Origin of the sequence: Streptomyces sp. NBC_00012 (assembly GCF_045040875.1) — a bacterium.
In the GTDB taxonomy this organism is placed as follows: Bacteria; Actinomycetota; Actinomycetes; order Streptomycetales; family Streptomycetaceae; genus Streptomyces.
Genome location: NZ_CP108309.1, coordinates 5,446,216 through 5,461,566, shown reverse-complemented (window position 1 = coordinate 5,461,566; position 15,351 = coordinate 5,446,216). Strand labels below are relative to the sequence as shown.

The following is a 15,351-nucleotide window of genomic DNA, read 5'->3' as shown; positions in this document are numbered from 1 at the left end:
CAAGTGGGCCGCCCGGTCACCGGCCGGGCCGGAGCGCAGCTCAGGGCGCACGGATGCACGGGGAGCGCGCGATCCGGAGGGCCTTGCGGACGGTAACCCTCCGCAAGACCCGGGGAGCAGAGCGTGTTGTGGCGGATTCATGACGTTCGTACACCCCCGGTTCTCTTACGGAATGGGGGTAGTCGGCCATTACTCTTTCGTTTGGCCCCCTGCCCGACCACTCCGGAACGCGAGATTCATGACCGGCACAGACGATGTCCTGCTTGTCCACGGCGGAACCCCGCTGGAGGGCGAGATCCGCGTCAGAGGCGCCAAGAACCTGGTGCCGAAGGCGATGGTCGCCGCGCTGCTCGGCAGCGGGCCCAGCCGGCTGCGCAACGTGCCCGACATCCGCGACGTGCGGGTGGTCCGTGGGCTGCTCCAGCTCCACGGCGTGACGGTCCGGCCCGGTGACGAACCGGGTGAGCTGATCCTGGACCCGACCCATGTGGAGAGCGCCAACGTCGCCGACATCGACGCCCACGCGGGCTCCTCGCGCATCCCGATCCTGTTCTGCGGCCCGCTGCTGCACCGGCTCGGCCACGCGTTCATCCCGGGGCTCGGCGGCTGCGACATCGGCGGCCGGCCGATCGACTTCCACTTCGACGTGCTGCGGCAGTTCGGCGCGACCATCGAGAAGCGGGCGGACGGGCAGTACCTGGAGGCCCCGCAGCGGCTGCGCGGCACGAAGATCCGGCTGCCGTACCCGTCGGTGGGCTCCACCGAGCAGGTGCTGCTGACGGCCGTGCTCGCCGAGGGCGTCACCGAGCTGTCCAACGCGGCCGTGGAGCCTGAGATCGAGGACCTCATCTGCGTACTGCAGAAGATGGGCGCGATCATCTCGATGGACACCGACCGGACGATCCGGATCACCGGCGTCGACCGGCTGGACGGTTACACCCACCGGGCGATCCCGGACCGCCTGGAGGCGGCCTCCTGGGCGTCCGCGGCGCTGGCCACCGAGGGCAACATCTACGTACGGGGCGCACAGCAGCGCTCGATGATGACGTTCCTCAACACCTTCCGCCGGGTCGGCGGCGCCTTCGAGATCGACGACGAGGGCATCCGCTTCTGGCACCCGGGCGGCGCGCTGAACGCCATCGCCCTGGAGACGGACGTGCACCCCGGCTTCCAGACCGACTGGCAGCAGCCGCTGGTGGTGGCGCTGACGCAGGCCACGGGCCTGTCCATCGTCCACGAGACGGTGTACGAGTCGCGGCTCGGCTTCACCTCCGCGCTCAACCAGATGGGCGCGCACATCCAGCTCTACCGCGAGTGCCTGGGCGGCTCCGACTGCCGCTTCGGCCAGCGCAACTTCCTGCACTCGGCGGTCGTGTCCGGGCCGACCCGGCTGCAGGGCGCGGACCTGGTCATCCCGGACCTGCGCGGCGGTTTCTCGTACCTGATCGCCGCGCTGGCGGCGCAGGGCACGTCGCGGGTGCACGGCATCGACCTGATCAACCGCGGCTACGAGAACTTCATGGACAAGCTGGAGAAGCTGGGCGCGAAGGTCGAGCTGCCGGGCGGGGCGCTGGTCTGAGACCGGGCGCCGGACGGCTGCTGACGGGGGTTCGGGGCACTGCCCCGGGCCCCCGTTCCTCGTTTCCGGGGCGTTTCCGGGGCGTTCTGCAGGACGTTCCGGGGCGTTCCGAAGCGTTCTGCGGGGCTCGTACCGGTCCGGCCGGGCCCGAAGCGGGCCGCAGAGGCACAGAACGGGGCCTCTCGGGCCGGTACACCGAAGGGCGGTCACCCTGGTGGGGTGACCGCCCTTCGTCGCGCCTGTGGGGCTTACTTGCCCTTGGCGGCTTCCTTGAGCTTGGAGCCCGCGGAGACCTTCACGCTGTAGCCGGCCGGGATGTCGATCGGGTCGCCGGTCTGCGGGTTACGAGCGGTGCGAGCGGCACGGTGGGTGCGCTCGAAGGTCAGGAAGCCGGGGATGGTGACCTTCTCGTCGCCCTTGGCGACGATCTCACCGACGGTCTCGGCGAGGGCGGCCAGAACGGCGTCGGCGTCCTTGCGAGTCACCTCGGCGCGGTCGGCCAGGGCGGCCACCAGCTCACTGCGGTTCATGTTGTTACTCCCGTGTTCTTCTTGCCTGTGAGGCGTGAGATCGAAGCCGATGCTGCCAGGGCCCTCGGACAGTCCCCGGACCCGGGTCTGTCGTCAGACCCTCGCGCCCGATTACGCATCCTGCCCCCACCTGCGGCGGTAACGCCAATCCGGCACCCTCCGGAGTCACACGAAAAGCGCCACCGCCTCCTCGTGGTGACGTTCCGTCGACTCCCCGAAAGCGTTCCGCAGTGGATGCGGGGCTCGGCGGGACGCGCCGCCCGCCCACCCTAAAGGGGCGTTTGGGGCGTCGCGAACCGCGACGCGCCGTAGGCCGGGCCGACGTGGGCCGGACCGGCCCGGGGCGCCGCGGGAACGCACGGCCCCGGCGGGGACGGCGCCGGGCCCGCGGGCGGATCCGGGTCAGCCGAGGTTGCCCAGGGCCGGCCCGGTACCGGCGGCCGCCTTCGCGGCTTCCCGGACGGCACCGGCGACCGCACCCGCGACCCGGTCGTTGAAGACCGACGGGATGATGTAGTTCGCGTTCAGCTCGTCCTCGGCGACCACGTCGGCGAGCGCGCCCGCCGCGGCGAGCATCATCTCCGTGTTGACGGTGCGGGACTGGGCGTCCAGCAGACCGCGGAAGACACCCGGGAAGACCAGCACGTTGTTGATCTGGTTCGGGAAGTCGGAGCGCCCGGTGGCGACAACTGCCGCCGTCTGGCGAGCGATTGCCGGGTCCACCTCGGGGTCGGGGTTCGCGAGCGCGAACACGATCGCGCCCTCGGCCATGGCCGCGACGTCGGCGCCGTCCAGCACGTTCGGGGCGGAGACCCCGATGAAGACGTCGGCGCCCACGACAGCCTGCTTGAGGGTGCCGGTGACGGACTCCGGGTTGGTGTTGTCGGCGATCCAGCGCAGCGGCGAGTCGGCGTCGGCGGAGACGAGGTCCTCGCGGCCGGCGTGCACCACGCCGTGGATGTCGGCGACGACGGCGTGCTTGACGCCCGCGGCGATGAGGAGCTTCAGGATGGCCGTACCGGCCGCTCCGGCGCCCGACATGACGACCCGTACATCCCCGATTCCCTTGCCCACCACGCGAAGTGCGTTGGTCAGCGCGGCCAGCACGACGATCGCGGTGCCGTGCTGGTCGTCGTGGAAGACCGGGATGTCCAGGGCCTCGCGCAGCCGCGCCTCGATCTCGAAGCAGCGGGGTGCGGAGATGTCCTCCAGGTTGATGCCCGCGAAGCCGGGGGCGATCGCCTTGACGATCTCGACGATGGCGTCGGTGTCCTGGGTGTCCAGGCAGATCGGCCAGGCATCGATGTCGGCGAACCGCTTGAAGAGGGCCGCCTTGCCCTCCATGACCGGCATGGCGGCCATCGGGCCGATGTTGCCGAGGCCGAGCACGGCGGAGCCGTCCGTCACGACTGCGACGGTGTTGCGCTTGATGGTGAGGCGGCGGGCGTCCTCGGGGTTCTCGGCGATCGCCATGCAGACCCGGGCCACACCCGGGGTGTAGATCATCGAGAGGTCGTCACGGTTGCGGATGGGGTGCTTGGACGCCATCTCGATCTTGCCGCCGAGGTGCATCAGGAACGTACGGTCGGAGACCTTGCCGAGGACGACGCCCTCGATGCCGCGCAGCCCCTCGACGATCTCGTCGGCGTGCGAGGTGGAGGTGGCCGCGATGGTGACGTCGATCCGGAGCTTCTCGTGACCGGAGGCGGTCACGTCGAGGCCGGTGACCGAACCGCCGGAGGACTCCACGGCCGTGGTGAGCTGGGAGACCGCTGTGCCGCTCGCGGGCACCTCCAGCCTGACCGTCATCGAGTACGAGACGCTGGGCGCCGTTGCCATGGCCGAGTCCTTCGCTTTCCTTAGCTTCTTTGCCGCGCGACCGGGGCGCTCGCCTCGGACACGCTTCCCGATCGTCGCACCTACTAGCCGGTAGCCGGTAATGACTGCCACTCTTCGGAAAGCGGTTTCCACCATACGAGATACGAGGGCTCCAGCGGAAGCCCTCAGCCGGTCCCGGCCTCATTCGGTATCGGCCATCCACGCGGGGACCGGCTCCGTGGGCGGGAATCCGGCTCCGTAAACAAGAACAGACCCGCGCCACCGGGAGGTGACGCGGGTCTGTCTTCTGGGTCTGACGGCACCGACCCGCCATGCTCGCCTCGCGGCAAGTGGTCGCTCGTAGCGACGAAGGTTGGGCCCGGGGGCTTGGATCGAGCCGGTGCCGACACCAGGCTAACAAAGACCCCGAAGAAGTGATTCCCCGAAGCAGAGGTTGACCCGGAAAACAGGCGTCAGTCCCTCAGCAGGTCCGGTACGCCGTCCTCGTCTGGCAGGTCCCGCTCCCCCGAGACCACCGTGAGCTGCTGCGTCGCACGCGTCAACGCCACGTACAGCACCCGCAGGCCCGCCGGGGACTCGTCCGCGATCTCCGCGGGCGAGACGACCACCGTGGCGTCGTACTCCAGGCCCTTCGCCTCCAGGCTGCCCAGCGCCACCACCCGCTCGCCGAGCTCGGCCAGCCAGGCGCGGGCCTGTGCCCGGCGGTTCATCGCGACGACCACGCCCACCGTGCCGTCGACCTCGCCGAGCAGCCGCCGCGCCTCCTCGCGCACCGAGGCGGCCAGATCGCCGTCCCGTACCGTCTCGAAGCGCGGCTTCACCCCGGTGGAGCGGACCGCGGACGGGGACTCCATCCCGGGCATCGCGAGCGCCAGGACCTTCGAGGCCAGCTCCGCGATCTCCGCCGGGTTCCGGTAGTTGACCGTGAGGGTGAAGCGGCGTCGCGGCCGGGAGCCGAGCGCCTCGTCGCGCGCGTGGGAGGCCTCGTCCGGGTCGGACCAGGAGGACTGCGCCGGATCCCCGACGATCGTCCAGGTGGCGTGCCTGCCGCGGCGGCCGACCATCCGCCACTGCATGGGCGTCAGGTCCTGCGCCTCGTCGACGATGACGTGCGCGTACTCCGTACGCTCCGCCGCCAGCCGCTCGGCACGCTCGCGCTGGGTCTCCTCGCGCTGCGGCATCAGCTCCTCCAGACCGGAGAGCTGGTCCAGCGGGTCGAGCTCGCGCTTCTTCTTCGGCCGGTGCGGTGTGCCCAGCAGCATGTGGAGCTCGTCGAGGATGGCCACGTCGTGCACCGACAGCGGCCCGTTCCCCTCGCTGTCGAGCCGCTTCAGGGAGCGGGCGAAACGGCGCACCTCGCCCTGGTTGAGGACCCGGCGGGCCCAGCGGCCGAGCCGCTTCTCGTCGGCCATCGCGGCGAGCACCCCGCGCGGGGTGAGCTCGGGCCACCAGGCGTTCAGGAAGTCGAGGAAGTCCGTCTCGGTGGAGACGTCCTCGTCGAAGGAGGAGCGCAGTTCGGCGGCGAGTTCGGGGTCGGTGTAGCGACCCCGGCCCGAGGACTTGTTCCACAGGGCGTCCAGCAGCAGCCTGCGGGCGCGCGGGCGCAGCAGGTTGACCGGTGCGGTGCCGCCGAGGACGGACTGCCGGATGCGGTGGAGCTCGTCGGCATTCAGCTCGACGCGGGCGCCGAACGCGACGACCCGCAGCCGGGTGGGGTTGCCCGGGGCCGCGTCGGCGCCTTCCGTGCCTTCGTCGCCGAAGGACAGCTGGCCGTCCCGGTCCGCCGCCGCCCTGCGGGAGGTGCCGGGCTGTTCCAGCGCGCCCCGGGAAGCCTTGCGCAGCACCTGGAGCATCCGCGAGGAGCCCTTGATCCGGGCGACGGCGGGTTCGTCGTAAGTGGTGGCGCCCTCGACACCGGCCGCCTCGTCGGAGAGCGAGCCGACGGCCCGGATCGCGACCTGCCCCTCCTCGCCCAGCGAGGGCAGCACGCCCTCGGTGTACGCGACCAGGAGCGGGGTCGGTGACACGACGAGGATGCCGCCCGCGTAACGCCGCCGGTCCTGGTAGAGGAGGTACGCGGCGCGGTGCAGGGCGACGGCCGTCTTGCCGGTGCCGGGGCCGCCGGAGACCTCGGTGACCGAGGCGGCGGGGGCCCGGATCACCAGGTCCTGCTCGGCCTGGATGGAGGAGACGATGTCCCGCATGGTGTGGCTGCGGGCCTGGCCGAGCGCCGCCATCAGGGCGCCGTCACCGATGACGGGCAGCTTGGCGCCGGCCAGGTACGCGGTCAGCTCGGGGCGCATCAGGTCGTCCTCGACCCCGAGGACCTTGCGGCCCTTGGAGCGGATGACCCGGCGGCGCACGACCCTGCCGGGCTCCTTCGGCGTCGAGCGGTAGAACGGTGCGGCGGCGGGCGCGCGCCAGTCGATGACCAGAGGCGCGTAGTCGGAGTCGAGGACCCCGATCCGGCCGATGTGCAGCGTCTCCGCGATATCGGCCGACCGGTCGTCCCGTACCGCGTCCTCGGCCGGCTCGACGGAGGTGTACGCGCCGTCCGGACCTCGTACGCCGTCCTGGCCGAGCAGCAGGTCGATCCTCCCGAAGAGGAAGTCCTCGAACTCGCTGTTCAGCCGGTTCAGGTGGATTCCGGCCCGGAACACCTGGGCGTCGCGCTCGGCGAGCGCCCCCGGAGTACCGACCTGGCCGCGCTTGACGGCGTCATTCATGAGAAATTCCGCCTCGTGGATCTTCTCCTCGAGACGGTGGTACACACGGTCGAGATGTTCCTGCTCGACACCGATTTCCCGGTCCCGCAACGAATCGACAGCGGCATCCTGCGCGGCCACCGAGGCCCCTTTCTGACGTGCATTGGGCAGCCGTCAACCCTATGCGAAGGGGGACCCGCCGCGCACCTGCCGCGCGTCTCGAAATGGTCTGCCGTGGATCTCGGTCAGGCATCGACCTCGACCAGCCGCCTGTCGTCGAACGTACGCACCTCGAAACGGTCGATCTCGCCCCGGTCCATGGCGGCGCCGCCGGAGACAAGGAGCGGCTGTTCCGCTCCCGGGTACGGGGAGTCCTCGATGCCGTATCCCCACTCCGGTACGGACCAGGAGGTGACGACCTCCTCCTCGCCGGTCCTCGACACCGCGATCAGCCGGCATTTCTGCGGACCCGTGACGTTCCTGAGCTCCAGCACGGTGCTCGTGCCCCAGGGCTTCCTCGCCATGCCGATCGTGGCGTCGACGCGGGTGACGGGGTCGGTGGCCCGCACCTTCTCCGGCATGCGGTCGACGGAGGCATCCCCGGCGGGGCCGGTGGAGCGAGTGGGGCTGGTGGGGCTGGCGGGGTTGGTGGGGTTGGTGGGGTTGGTAGAGCCGGTGGGGTACGGTCCGGCGGCCCGCGTCGTCGGGCCGCCGTCGCCGCTCGTCAGGACCGCGACCACCGGGCCGCCGATGATCAGCGCCACCGCCGCCGCCACCAGACACAGGGAGCGGCGCCTGCGCCGGGCCCGCCCGGCCGTCACCTCGTCGAGCAGCCGCTCCAGCACGCGGGGTCCGGGCTGCCCCGGTACGTACCGGTCGGCGGGGGCGCCCGGCGACACGGAGACCTTCGCGAGCACGGGTCCCAGGCCGACGAGCTCGTCGAGCCGGGCGGCGCACAGCTCGCAGTCGGCGAGGTGCGCCTCGAAGGCGGACGCCTCGGCATCGTCGAGGACCCCGAGAAGGTACGCGCCGGCGGCGTCGTGCCCGGCCCCTTCGGCCGCGTGACCACCAGGACCGCGGGGGGCGACGGGGTCGACGGGGCCGGCCGGACCGAGTCCGAAGGGATCCCACTCGTGGTCGTCGTTCATGCCGTGATCCCCCTCTCCTCCAGCGCGAGCTTCATCGAGCGCAGTGCGTAGAAGACCCGCGACCGTACCGTCCCGCTCGGCACGCCCAGCACCTCGGCCGCCTCGCTGACCGTGCGGCCCTTGAAGTAGGTCTCGACCAGGGCTTCCCGGTGCGCGGCGGTCAGATCGTCGAGCGCCTCGGACAGCGTCATCAGCCACAGCGCCCTCTCCATCTCGTCCTCCGCCGGAACGGCCTCCAGCGGCGACGGATCGGCCTCGGGCGGCCGGGCCCGTCGGCTGCGGTGGCCGTCGATGACGATGCGCCGGGCGACCGTCACCAGCCAGGGCCGGACCGATCCGGTGGCGCTGCCCAGCCGTCCGGCGTTCTTCCAGGCGCGGATGAGCGTCTCCTGCACCACGTCCTCGGCTCGCTGCCGGTCACCGGCGACCAGGCGGAGCACGTACGCGAACAGGGGCCCGGCATGCTCGCGGTAGAGCGCCCGCATCAGTTCCTCGTCCGGGGCGGCGGGCGATGACGAGGCCATGGGAGGGGACGGGGACAGGGGCGAGTGCGAGTGCGAGGGCTCGGGAGGTGGCGGTGGCTGTGTCTGCCCGCCGCGGTGCCGAGCCCTGTGCGGACGATCATCGGCCACGGCCGCATCCTTGCGCACCCGAACCTCCCGGTCGAGACCCTGTGGAGCTCCTAGGTCATCGAATACGGAGGCGGGCCGCGATCCGTTCAAACCTCCCTCGGGTTTCCTTGCGGGCTTCGTCCCGGGCTTCCTCACGGGACGGCCGCGTCGGGCTCCCTCTCGGACTTCCTCTCGGGCTCCCTCTCAGACTTCCTTACGGGACGGCCGCGTCCGGCACCGCCACGGCGGCCGCCCGGCGCCGGTGCCGGGCCACCCGCTCGCGGTTCCCGCAGACCTCGCCGGAGCACCAGCGCCGCCGACGGCCGCGCGAGGTGTCCAGATAGAGGCGGCGGCAGTTGCCGGCCTCGCAGCGGCGCAGTCCGGCCCGGGCCACGGGATCGGTGAGGAGTTCGACGGCGTCACGGGCGACGGCGGCCAGCAGTGCCCCGCACTCGGGATCGGCACTCAGCGTCCGTACCAGCTTGCCGCCCCTGTCGCGCACGGCCCGCAGCCCCGGTGGCGCCTCGGCGGCGAGCGCGTTGACCCGTTCCAGTGCGCTCCCGGCGCCACGGCCGCCGAGCTCGGCCGTCAGCAGCCGTTCGACGCCGGTCCGCAGCTGCCGGAAACGCTCCACCCAGCTCTCGTCCACGGCGTCGAGGTGGGTGCCGTCCGGTACGAGTCCGGCGGCGAGCAGCCAGTCGGCCAGCCGCTCGGCGCAGTCGAGCAGTTCACACGCGCCGGTGGTTCCGAACCCGGTCGCCACCAGATCGAGGCAGGGCCGGCCGGAGTCGAACCGCCAGTCGCACGAGCTCTTACCGGCCGCCATGCGCATGTCACCGCCTCGGGGTCACCGGTGGGGTCTCCCCCAGAGTGCCCCTCCCGGGGCCGGCCCGGAACCCCTGGTGCCCCATGGGCCGTCGCACACGGGGCCGCAGCGGGTGTCCGGCGGCTCAGTGCACGGGCCCGTACGGTGTCCGGATGAGCGACGATCTCGTCACCACCGCCCTCTCGGCCGGCCCGCTCCTGCTCCGGCCCTGGCTGGCCTCGGACATCCCGGCGCTGATCGAGGCGTACCGCGATCCCGCGATGCGCGCCATGCTGCGGTCGCAGATCACGGACGAGGCGGAGGCGGAGCGGTGGCTGCGGGTACGGCAGGAGGGCTGGGAATCCGGCAGTTACTTCAGCTTCGCGGTGGTGGACCGCGATCGCGGGGGCGAACCCGTCGGCAATGTGGCGCTCAAGTACCCCGCGCCGGGCTCCGGCAGCGCGGAGGTCGGCTACTGGACGGCGGCGCCCGCCCGCGGCCGGGGGGTCGCATCGCTGGCGCTCGGGGCGCTCGGTGACTGGGCGTTCGAGACGTTCGCCGGGGACGGGCTGACGCGCCTGGACCTGCTGCACCGACTGGACAACGAGGCGTCCTGCCGGGTCGCGGAGAAGAGCGGGTACGGCTTCGTGGAGGTGCTTCCGGCACGGCCGCCCTGGCCGCTGGACGGGCACCGGCACACACGGCTGCGCACCGGGGGCGTCCGGCGGCCGTCCGCCCCCGGCCGGCCGGTCAGCCCGTAGGCGGACCGTCGTGCAGGATCCGCTGGAACAGGCAGTGGTCGCGCCATTCGCCGTTGATGTGGAGGAAGCGCGGGGCCATCCCGAACTGCTCGAAGCCGCACTTGGTGAGCACCCGCTGCGAGGCGAAGTTGTCCGTCACCGTGCCCGCCTCGACCCGGTGCAGGCCCAGCTCGTCCCTGGCCAGCTCGCAGATCCGCTCCACGGCGGCCGTGGCCAGACCGCGGCCCGCGTACTCGACGTCGACCCAGTAACCGAGCGTCCCGCTGCGGAACGGCCCGAGCACGATGCCGTTCAGGTTGAACGCGCCGATCGCGCGGTCCTCCTCGTCGGCGAGCACCCAGGGCATCACCCGCCCCGCGTCGCGGTCCGCGAGCAGCGCGGCCGTCCGCTCCCGCTGACCCTGCTCGGTGTAGAAGAAGTCGGGCCGCACGGGCTCCCAGGGCCGCATGTACGCGCGGCTGCGGGTCAGCGAGACGGCGAGGGAGGCGGCGTCGGCCGGGGTGACGGGACGGAGCCGTACCTCCGCGTCGAGGCGGTGGAAGTCTTGGGTCATCCCGGCACGCTATCCCGGTGCGATCCCGCCCCGCGCCCGGCCCCGCACCCGGCCCGTACATGGTCCAGTGCCTGCCCGCACCTGCCCCGCGCCCCCCTCACCGCACCGCGTGCGCCTGCTCCCCCAGGGCCACCAGCCGGTCGAAGGTGCGGATCAGCTCCGCGCGTCTGTCCTCCTTGTACCCCTGCTTGGGCTCCAGGCCGTCGATGGTCCGCTCCCACACGTCCATGAACGTCTTCTTCCACTCCGCGACCACCGCGGGCTCCGGCACGCTCGCGCCGACGTGGCCCTGCTCCGCGATGAGGCACAGCAGCTCGACGTTGCACGGCACGGCGACGCCGTCGTACTCGTCGGGCTCCAGGCCGACCGGGTCACCGGCCATCGCCTCCTCGATCTCCGAGACGAGCCGTCCGGTGATGCCCGACAGATGGTCCGCAGCCGCGTCGCTGTCGAAATTCCCGCTGCCCCAGGTACCCACGGGGCCCCCTTTCTCCGGTCTTTCCCCTGTCGCCCCCGTTCTACCAAGGGGCACTGACAACGGAGCACCGGCAGCGGGCTCAGCGGCGATCCCCACCGTCCTCCGCCGGGTCCAGCGCCAGCCGGTAGCCGCGCTTGACGACCGTCTGGATGAGCCGGGGCGTGCCCAGTGCCGTGCGTAGCCGCGCCATGGCCGTCTCCACCGCGTGCTCGTCGGTGCCGCCACCGGGCAGTGCGCGCAGCAGATCCGCGCGGGAGACCACCCAGCCCGGCCGGCGGGCCAGGGCGTGCAGCAGCGCCATACCCGCGGGCGACGCCGGGCGCGGCTCCCCGTCGACGATCACCGCATGGCCCCGGATCTCGACCCGGCGCCCGGCGACCGGCAACGCCGGGGCCCTGGCGGGAAGTTCCTGGCAGAGCAGCTGGACGAGCGGGGCGATCCGGAAGCGTTCCGGCTGGACGGTGCCGATGCCGCGGGCCTGGAGCGGCTGGGCGGTGACCGGTCCGACGCAGGCCACGAGGACGTCGTCGCGCAGTGCGCCCAGGAGCTCCGGGAGCAGCCCGCTTCTCTCGGCCCGGCCGAGCAGCGAGACGGCCGCCGGGGCGCTGGTGAAGGTGAGGGCGTCCACACCGCGGGCCAGGGTGGTGTCGAGCAGCCGGTCGAGCGGGGCGATGTCCTCGGGGTCCGTCCAGCGGTAGACGGGTACGGCGAGGACCTCGGCGCCCGCGGCACGCAGCGACTCGACGAAGCCGGGGAGGGGTTCGCCGTGCAGCTGGAGGGCGATGCGGCGGTCCGCCACGCCCTCGGCCAGGAGCCGGTCCAGTACCTCGGCCATGGACTCGGAGGCGGGTGACCACGTCTCAATCAGCCCGGCGGCCCGGACGGCGCCCTTGACCTTGGGGCCGCGGGCCAGCAGCTCGGCGCCGCCCAGGGCCTCCAGCAGCCGCTCGCCCAGGCCCCAGCCCCCGGCTGCCTCGACCCAGCCGCGGAAGCCGACCGCGGTGGTGGCGACGACCACATCGGGGGCGGAATCGACGATTCCCCGGGTGGCGGCGAGGAGTTCGCCGTCGTCCGCGAGCGGCACGATCCGCAGGGCGGGCGCGTGCAGGACCGTGGCGCCCCGGCGCTCCAGCAGCGCGCCGAACTCCTCCGCGCGCCGTGCGGCGGTGACGCCGACGGTGAAGCCCGTGAGGGGCCCGTGCTGTTCGTCCTCGTGCATGTGGTCTTCCCGGCTCTCGTCCCGCTGCTGCCCGATGATGCCGAGGGGCGAGCCTGCCAATGATGCGTGACGGGGCTGGTTCACCCGTATTTCCCGCCCGTTACGTCACCTGGCACCGAACGGCCGTGCCCGTGCCCGGCCCGGCGAAGGTATACCGCACGCAGCCCGTACGCGCGGGCTCAGCCGGACGGGAGCCGCTGGCCGACGGCCTGGACAGGCCCACAACCCGTACGCGCGGGCTCAGCCGGACCCCAACATCAGGGCCTCGTCGGGCCCGGGAAGCCAGCTGTCGGCGGGGCGCACCAGCCAGCCCTCCTCGGAGCCCAGCCGGGCCGCGGCCTCGCGCAGGGCGTCGAGGCCGGGGTGGCGCAGCCCCTTGCGCCAGACCAGCAGGAGCGGCGAGAGCGGCACCGGCCCGACCAGCGGGCGCACCACGGTGCCCGGCACCGGCGGGAAGTCGACGACGGCGAGCACCGGGTGCCGGGACTTGGCCATGACCCGCTGGAACTCGGCCACTCCTATCGCGAGCGGGGCGGGCGGCGCCAGTTCGATGCCCCGCTCGGCGAAGAGCAACCGGGCGAACTCCGTCCACTCCTTCGTGCGCGGGTTCCCGGCGCCCGCGTAGACGGTCTCACCGGCCAGGTCGCCGAGCGCGACGGCATCGCGCGCGGCGAGCGGGTGGTCGTCCGGGAGCAGTACGGCCATCGGCTCGTACCGCACCGGCTGCACGTCCAGCCGGGCTCGCACCGAGGGGTCGAGTCCGGCGGCGCGGCCGAAGGAGACATCGAGCCGCCCGGCGAGGATCTCGTCCGCGGCCCAGGTCAGACCACTCTCGAACCGGGCCATGAGCTCGCAGTCGGGGGCCAGTTCGCGGGCGCGGGCGAGCACCCGGGCGGCCGCCATGCCGTCGGTGTTGAGGTCGACGAAGAGCGGCCGGGCCGCCGGGTCGGCGAAGGCGGCGGCGAGATCGGCGTGCGCCTCCAGCACCCGCCGCGCGTACGGCAACAGCCGCTCGCCCTCGGCGGTGAGGGCGACCTGCCGGGTGGTCCGCACGAACAGTTCCGCGCCCAGTTCGCGTTCCAGCCGGCGGATGTCGCGGCTCAGCGCCTGCTGGGCGATGTAGAGGCGGGCGGCGGCGCGGGTGAAGTGCAGCTCCTCGGCCACCACGACGAAGGCGCGGAGCAGCCGGGGGTCGGTATGGACGTGGGCGGTACGCGCCCGGATGCTCGTATCGTCAGCTGAGGAGGCCACACCAGAATTTACAACACAGATGCGTGAATCGGTGCGGAGAAGGTGTTGGACCCCGGCGGCCACCCGCCCCGACGCTTGCTCCATGCCGTACGAGAGAAACCCCGCCACCGCCGAGAGTGCCCCCGCCACCGGTCCCCTGCTCGCCGTCTCCGGTGACCTGCTGGTCATCGCCCGGCGCACCGCCCCCGCCCGGCGGGCGTCCACCAACCCGTACCGCAGGCTGCTCGCCACCCCGGGCGCCCGCGCCTTCACCGCGGGCAACCTCATCGCGCGGCTGCCCATGGGCATGTTCAGCGTCAGCGCGGTCATCATGATCGCCGGGTCCCGCGGCTCGTACGCCCTGGCCGGAGCCGTCACCGCGACCGGCCTCGCCGCCACGGCGGTGGTCGCCCCCTGGACGGCCCGGCTCGTCGACCGCTACGGGCAGGCCAGGGTCGCGGTGCCCGCCACCGCGATCGCCGCGCTCGGCTCGCTCGCCCTGCTGCTCTGCGTGCACTACGGCGCCCCGGCCTGGACCCTCTTCGCCTCCTACGCCGCGACCGCCACCACCCCCAACACCGGCGGGATGTCCCGGGCCCGCTGGGCCCATCTGCACCGGGGCGACCCGGCCGCCCTGCACACCGCGAACTCCTTCGAACAGGCCGCCGACGAACTCTGCTTCATGCTCGGCCCGGCCCTGGCCGCGCTGCTGTGCGCGGCGCTCTTCCCGGAGGCCGGAACGCTCGTCGGGGCGATCCTGCTGATGACCGGCGTGCTGATCTTCGCCGCCCAGCGCGCCACCGAACCGCCGGTGGCCCCCCGCACCCACGCGGGCTCCCCACTCCGCACCCGGGGCATGCCGGCGCTGCTCGCCGCCTTCCTCGCCACCGGCGCGGTCTTCGGCTCTATGGAGGTCTTCACGATCGCCCACGCCGGGGGCGCGATCCTGGCACTCCAGGCAGCCGGCTCCGGTGCGGCCGGACTGCTGTACGGATCGCTGCGCCCCGCCACGGACATCCGGCGCCGGCTGCTGATCTGCCTGGCCGGAATGACGGCCCTGATGTCCCTGCCGCTGCTCGCCGCCGCCTCGACCGGCTCGCTGCTCGCCCTCGCCGGCGCACTGCTGCTGGCCGGCGCCGCGACGGCACCGACCATGGTCACCGGCATGACGCTGGTGCAGCGCCTCACCCCGGAGAGCCAGTTGAACGAGGGCATGACGCTGGCCGTGACCGCCCTGCTGGGCGGCATCGCCGCGGGTTCGGCGGCCGGCGGCTGGATGGTCGAGCACACGGGGCAGACGACGGGCTACGCCGTACCGGTCTGCGCGGCCGGCCTGGCACTGACCGTGGCAACCATCGGGGTCCGGGCTCCCCGGGGGCGGTGACCGGCACAAGAACGAGGACCCCGTCGCCGGTGGGCGACGGGGTCCTCGTTCACATGGGAATTGTGGAGATGGCGGGAATCGAACCCGCGTCCAACGGTGCAGAATCAGGGCTTCTCCGTGTGCAGTTCGCTGCGCTTTTCTCAGCCCCGGAGATCACGCGAACAAGTCTCCGACGGGCTCAGCCACTGTTTGATTTCCTTCCAGGCCCCGTGACCGGGTCTAGAAGTTTAGATCCCTTGATGATGCCAGGATCCGGGTCGGGATCACCCCCGGGCTGACACTTCGCAAGTCGCTACTTAGGCAGCGAGGGCGAAGGAATCGCGCTTGGTGTTGGCGATTATTGGTTGCGACATATGGTTTACGAGATCATTGCCGCTTCCTCGACACGCTTCCCCTGCTTCGACATCCGCTGTCGAAACCGATCATCCCCATGTTTTGTTTTCAATGCGTGCACCTGCTGTGAGGTGCAGTGCCATCGTACGTGACCAACGCGCGACGATGCCAGCCTA

The 15,351-nt window shown here is 72.2% G+C and carries 13 protein-coding genes and 1 other RNA gene; 3 read left to right on the top strand and 11 right to left on the bottom strand.

The window, feature by feature from the left end; genetic code table 11:
• The first annotated feature begins 238 nt into the window (after positions 1-238).
• A complete protein-coding gene (gene murA / locus OHA19_RS25105; protein ID WP_124723249.1) occupies positions 239-1,579 on the top strand; it encodes a UDP-N-acetylglucosamine 1-carboxyvinyltransferase in 1,341 nt (446 codons plus the stop codon).
• Between the two features lie 248 nt (positions 1,580-1,827).
• Here murA and OHA19_RS25100 read toward each other — a convergent pair whose 3' ends face one another.
• From OHA19_RS25100 to OHA19_RS25075, 6 genes are all read right to left on the bottom strand, one after another.
• Positions 1,828-2,109, bottom strand: a complete 282-nt coding sequence (locus OHA19_RS25100) for an HU family DNA-binding protein (RefSeq protein WP_037692421.1) — start codon at positions 2,107-2,109, stop codon at positions 1,828-1,830.
• A 402-nt stretch (positions 2,110-2,511) separates the two neighbouring features.
• Complete coding sequence (locus OHA19_RS25095) at positions 2,512-3,948, bottom strand: NAD-dependent malic enzyme (RefSeq protein WP_405713161.1); 1,437 nt, start codon at positions 3,946-3,948, stop codon at positions 2,512-2,514.
• Between the two features lie 452 nt (positions 3,949-4,400).
• Positions 4,401-6,794 carry a HelD family protein gene (locus tag OHA19_RS25090; protein ID WP_405713163.1) on the bottom strand — a complete coding sequence of 798 codons (2,394 nt, stop codon included), beginning with the start codon at positions 6,792-6,794 and terminating at the stop codon, positions 4,401-4,403.
• 104 nt (positions 6,795-6,898) lie between these two features.
• Positions 6,899-7,801 (bottom strand): anti-sigma factor family protein, encoded by a 903-nt coding sequence (locus tag OHA19_RS25085; protein WP_405751687.1) that lies wholly within the window; start codon positions 7,799-7,801, stop codon positions 6,899-6,901.
• A complete protein-coding gene (locus tag OHA19_RS25080; protein WP_405751685.1) occupies positions 7,798-8,451 on the bottom strand; it encodes a sigma-70 family RNA polymerase sigma factor in 654 nt (217 codons plus the stop codon). Before OHA19_RS25080 ends, OHA19_RS25085 begins: the two co-directional genes overlap by 4 nt.
• Before the next feature lie 175 nt (positions 8,452-8,626).
• The gene (locus OHA19_RS25075; protein ID WP_405721510.1) at positions 8,627-9,238 is read right to left on the bottom strand and encodes a CGNR zinc finger domain-containing protein; all 612 of its coding nucleotides are present in this window, start codon (positions 9,236-9,238) and stop codon (positions 8,627-8,629) included.
• A gap of 152 nt (positions 9,239-9,390) precedes the next feature.
• On the opposite strand from OHA19_RS25075, the gene OHA19_RS25070 reads away from it, so the two are divergent.
• Positions 9,391-9,978 (top strand): GNAT family N-acetyltransferase, encoded by a 588-nt coding sequence (locus OHA19_RS25070; protein ID WP_405713168.1) that lies wholly within the window; start codon positions 9,391-9,393, stop codon positions 9,976-9,978.
• Here the strand turns inward: OHA19_RS25070 and OHA19_RS25065 are convergent.
• The 4 genes from OHA19_RS25065 to OHA19_RS25050 all read right to left on the bottom strand — a co-directional run bounded on the left by OHA19_RS25065 (position 9,968) and on the right by OHA19_RS25050 (position 13,479).
• Positions 9,968-10,531, bottom strand: a complete 564-nt coding sequence (locus OHA19_RS25065) for a GNAT family N-acetyltransferase (RefSeq protein WP_405713170.1) — start codon at positions 10,529-10,531, stop codon at positions 9,968-9,970. The two genes, OHA19_RS25070 and OHA19_RS25065, sit on opposite strands and share 11 nt — an antisense overlap.
• Before the next feature lie 97 nt (positions 10,532-10,628).
• Positions 10,629-11,009 (bottom strand): DUF4259 domain-containing protein, encoded by a 381-nt coding sequence (locus OHA19_RS25060; protein WP_405751682.1) that lies wholly within the window; start codon positions 11,007-11,009, stop codon positions 10,629-10,631.
• Positions 11,010-11,088: 79 nt separating this feature from the next.
• Positions 11,089-12,228, bottom strand: a complete 1,140-nt coding sequence (locus OHA19_RS25055) for a uroporphyrinogen-III synthase (protein WP_405721513.1) — start codon at positions 12,226-12,228, stop codon at positions 11,089-11,091.
• A 240-nt stretch (positions 12,229-12,468) separates the two neighbouring features.
• Positions 12,469-13,479, bottom strand: coding sequence for a LysR family transcriptional regulator (locus tag OHA19_RS25050; protein ID WP_405713174.1), 1,011 nt, complete (start codon positions 13,477-13,479; stop codon positions 12,469-12,471).
• A gap of 82 nt (positions 13,480-13,561) precedes the next feature.
• On the opposite strand from OHA19_RS25050, the gene OHA19_RS25045 reads away from it, so the two are divergent.
• Positions 13,562-14,842, top strand: coding sequence for an MFS transporter (locus OHA19_RS25045; protein ID WP_405751679.1), 1,281 nt, complete (start codon positions 13,562-13,564; stop codon positions 14,840-14,842).
• 60 nt (positions 14,843-14,902) lie between these two features.
• Here the strand turns inward: OHA19_RS25045 and ssrA are convergent.
• Positions 14,903-15,272, bottom strand: a transfer-messenger RNA (tmRNA) gene (gene ssrA, locus OHA19_RS25040).
• Between the last annotated feature and the right edge of the window lie 79 nt (positions 15,273-15,351).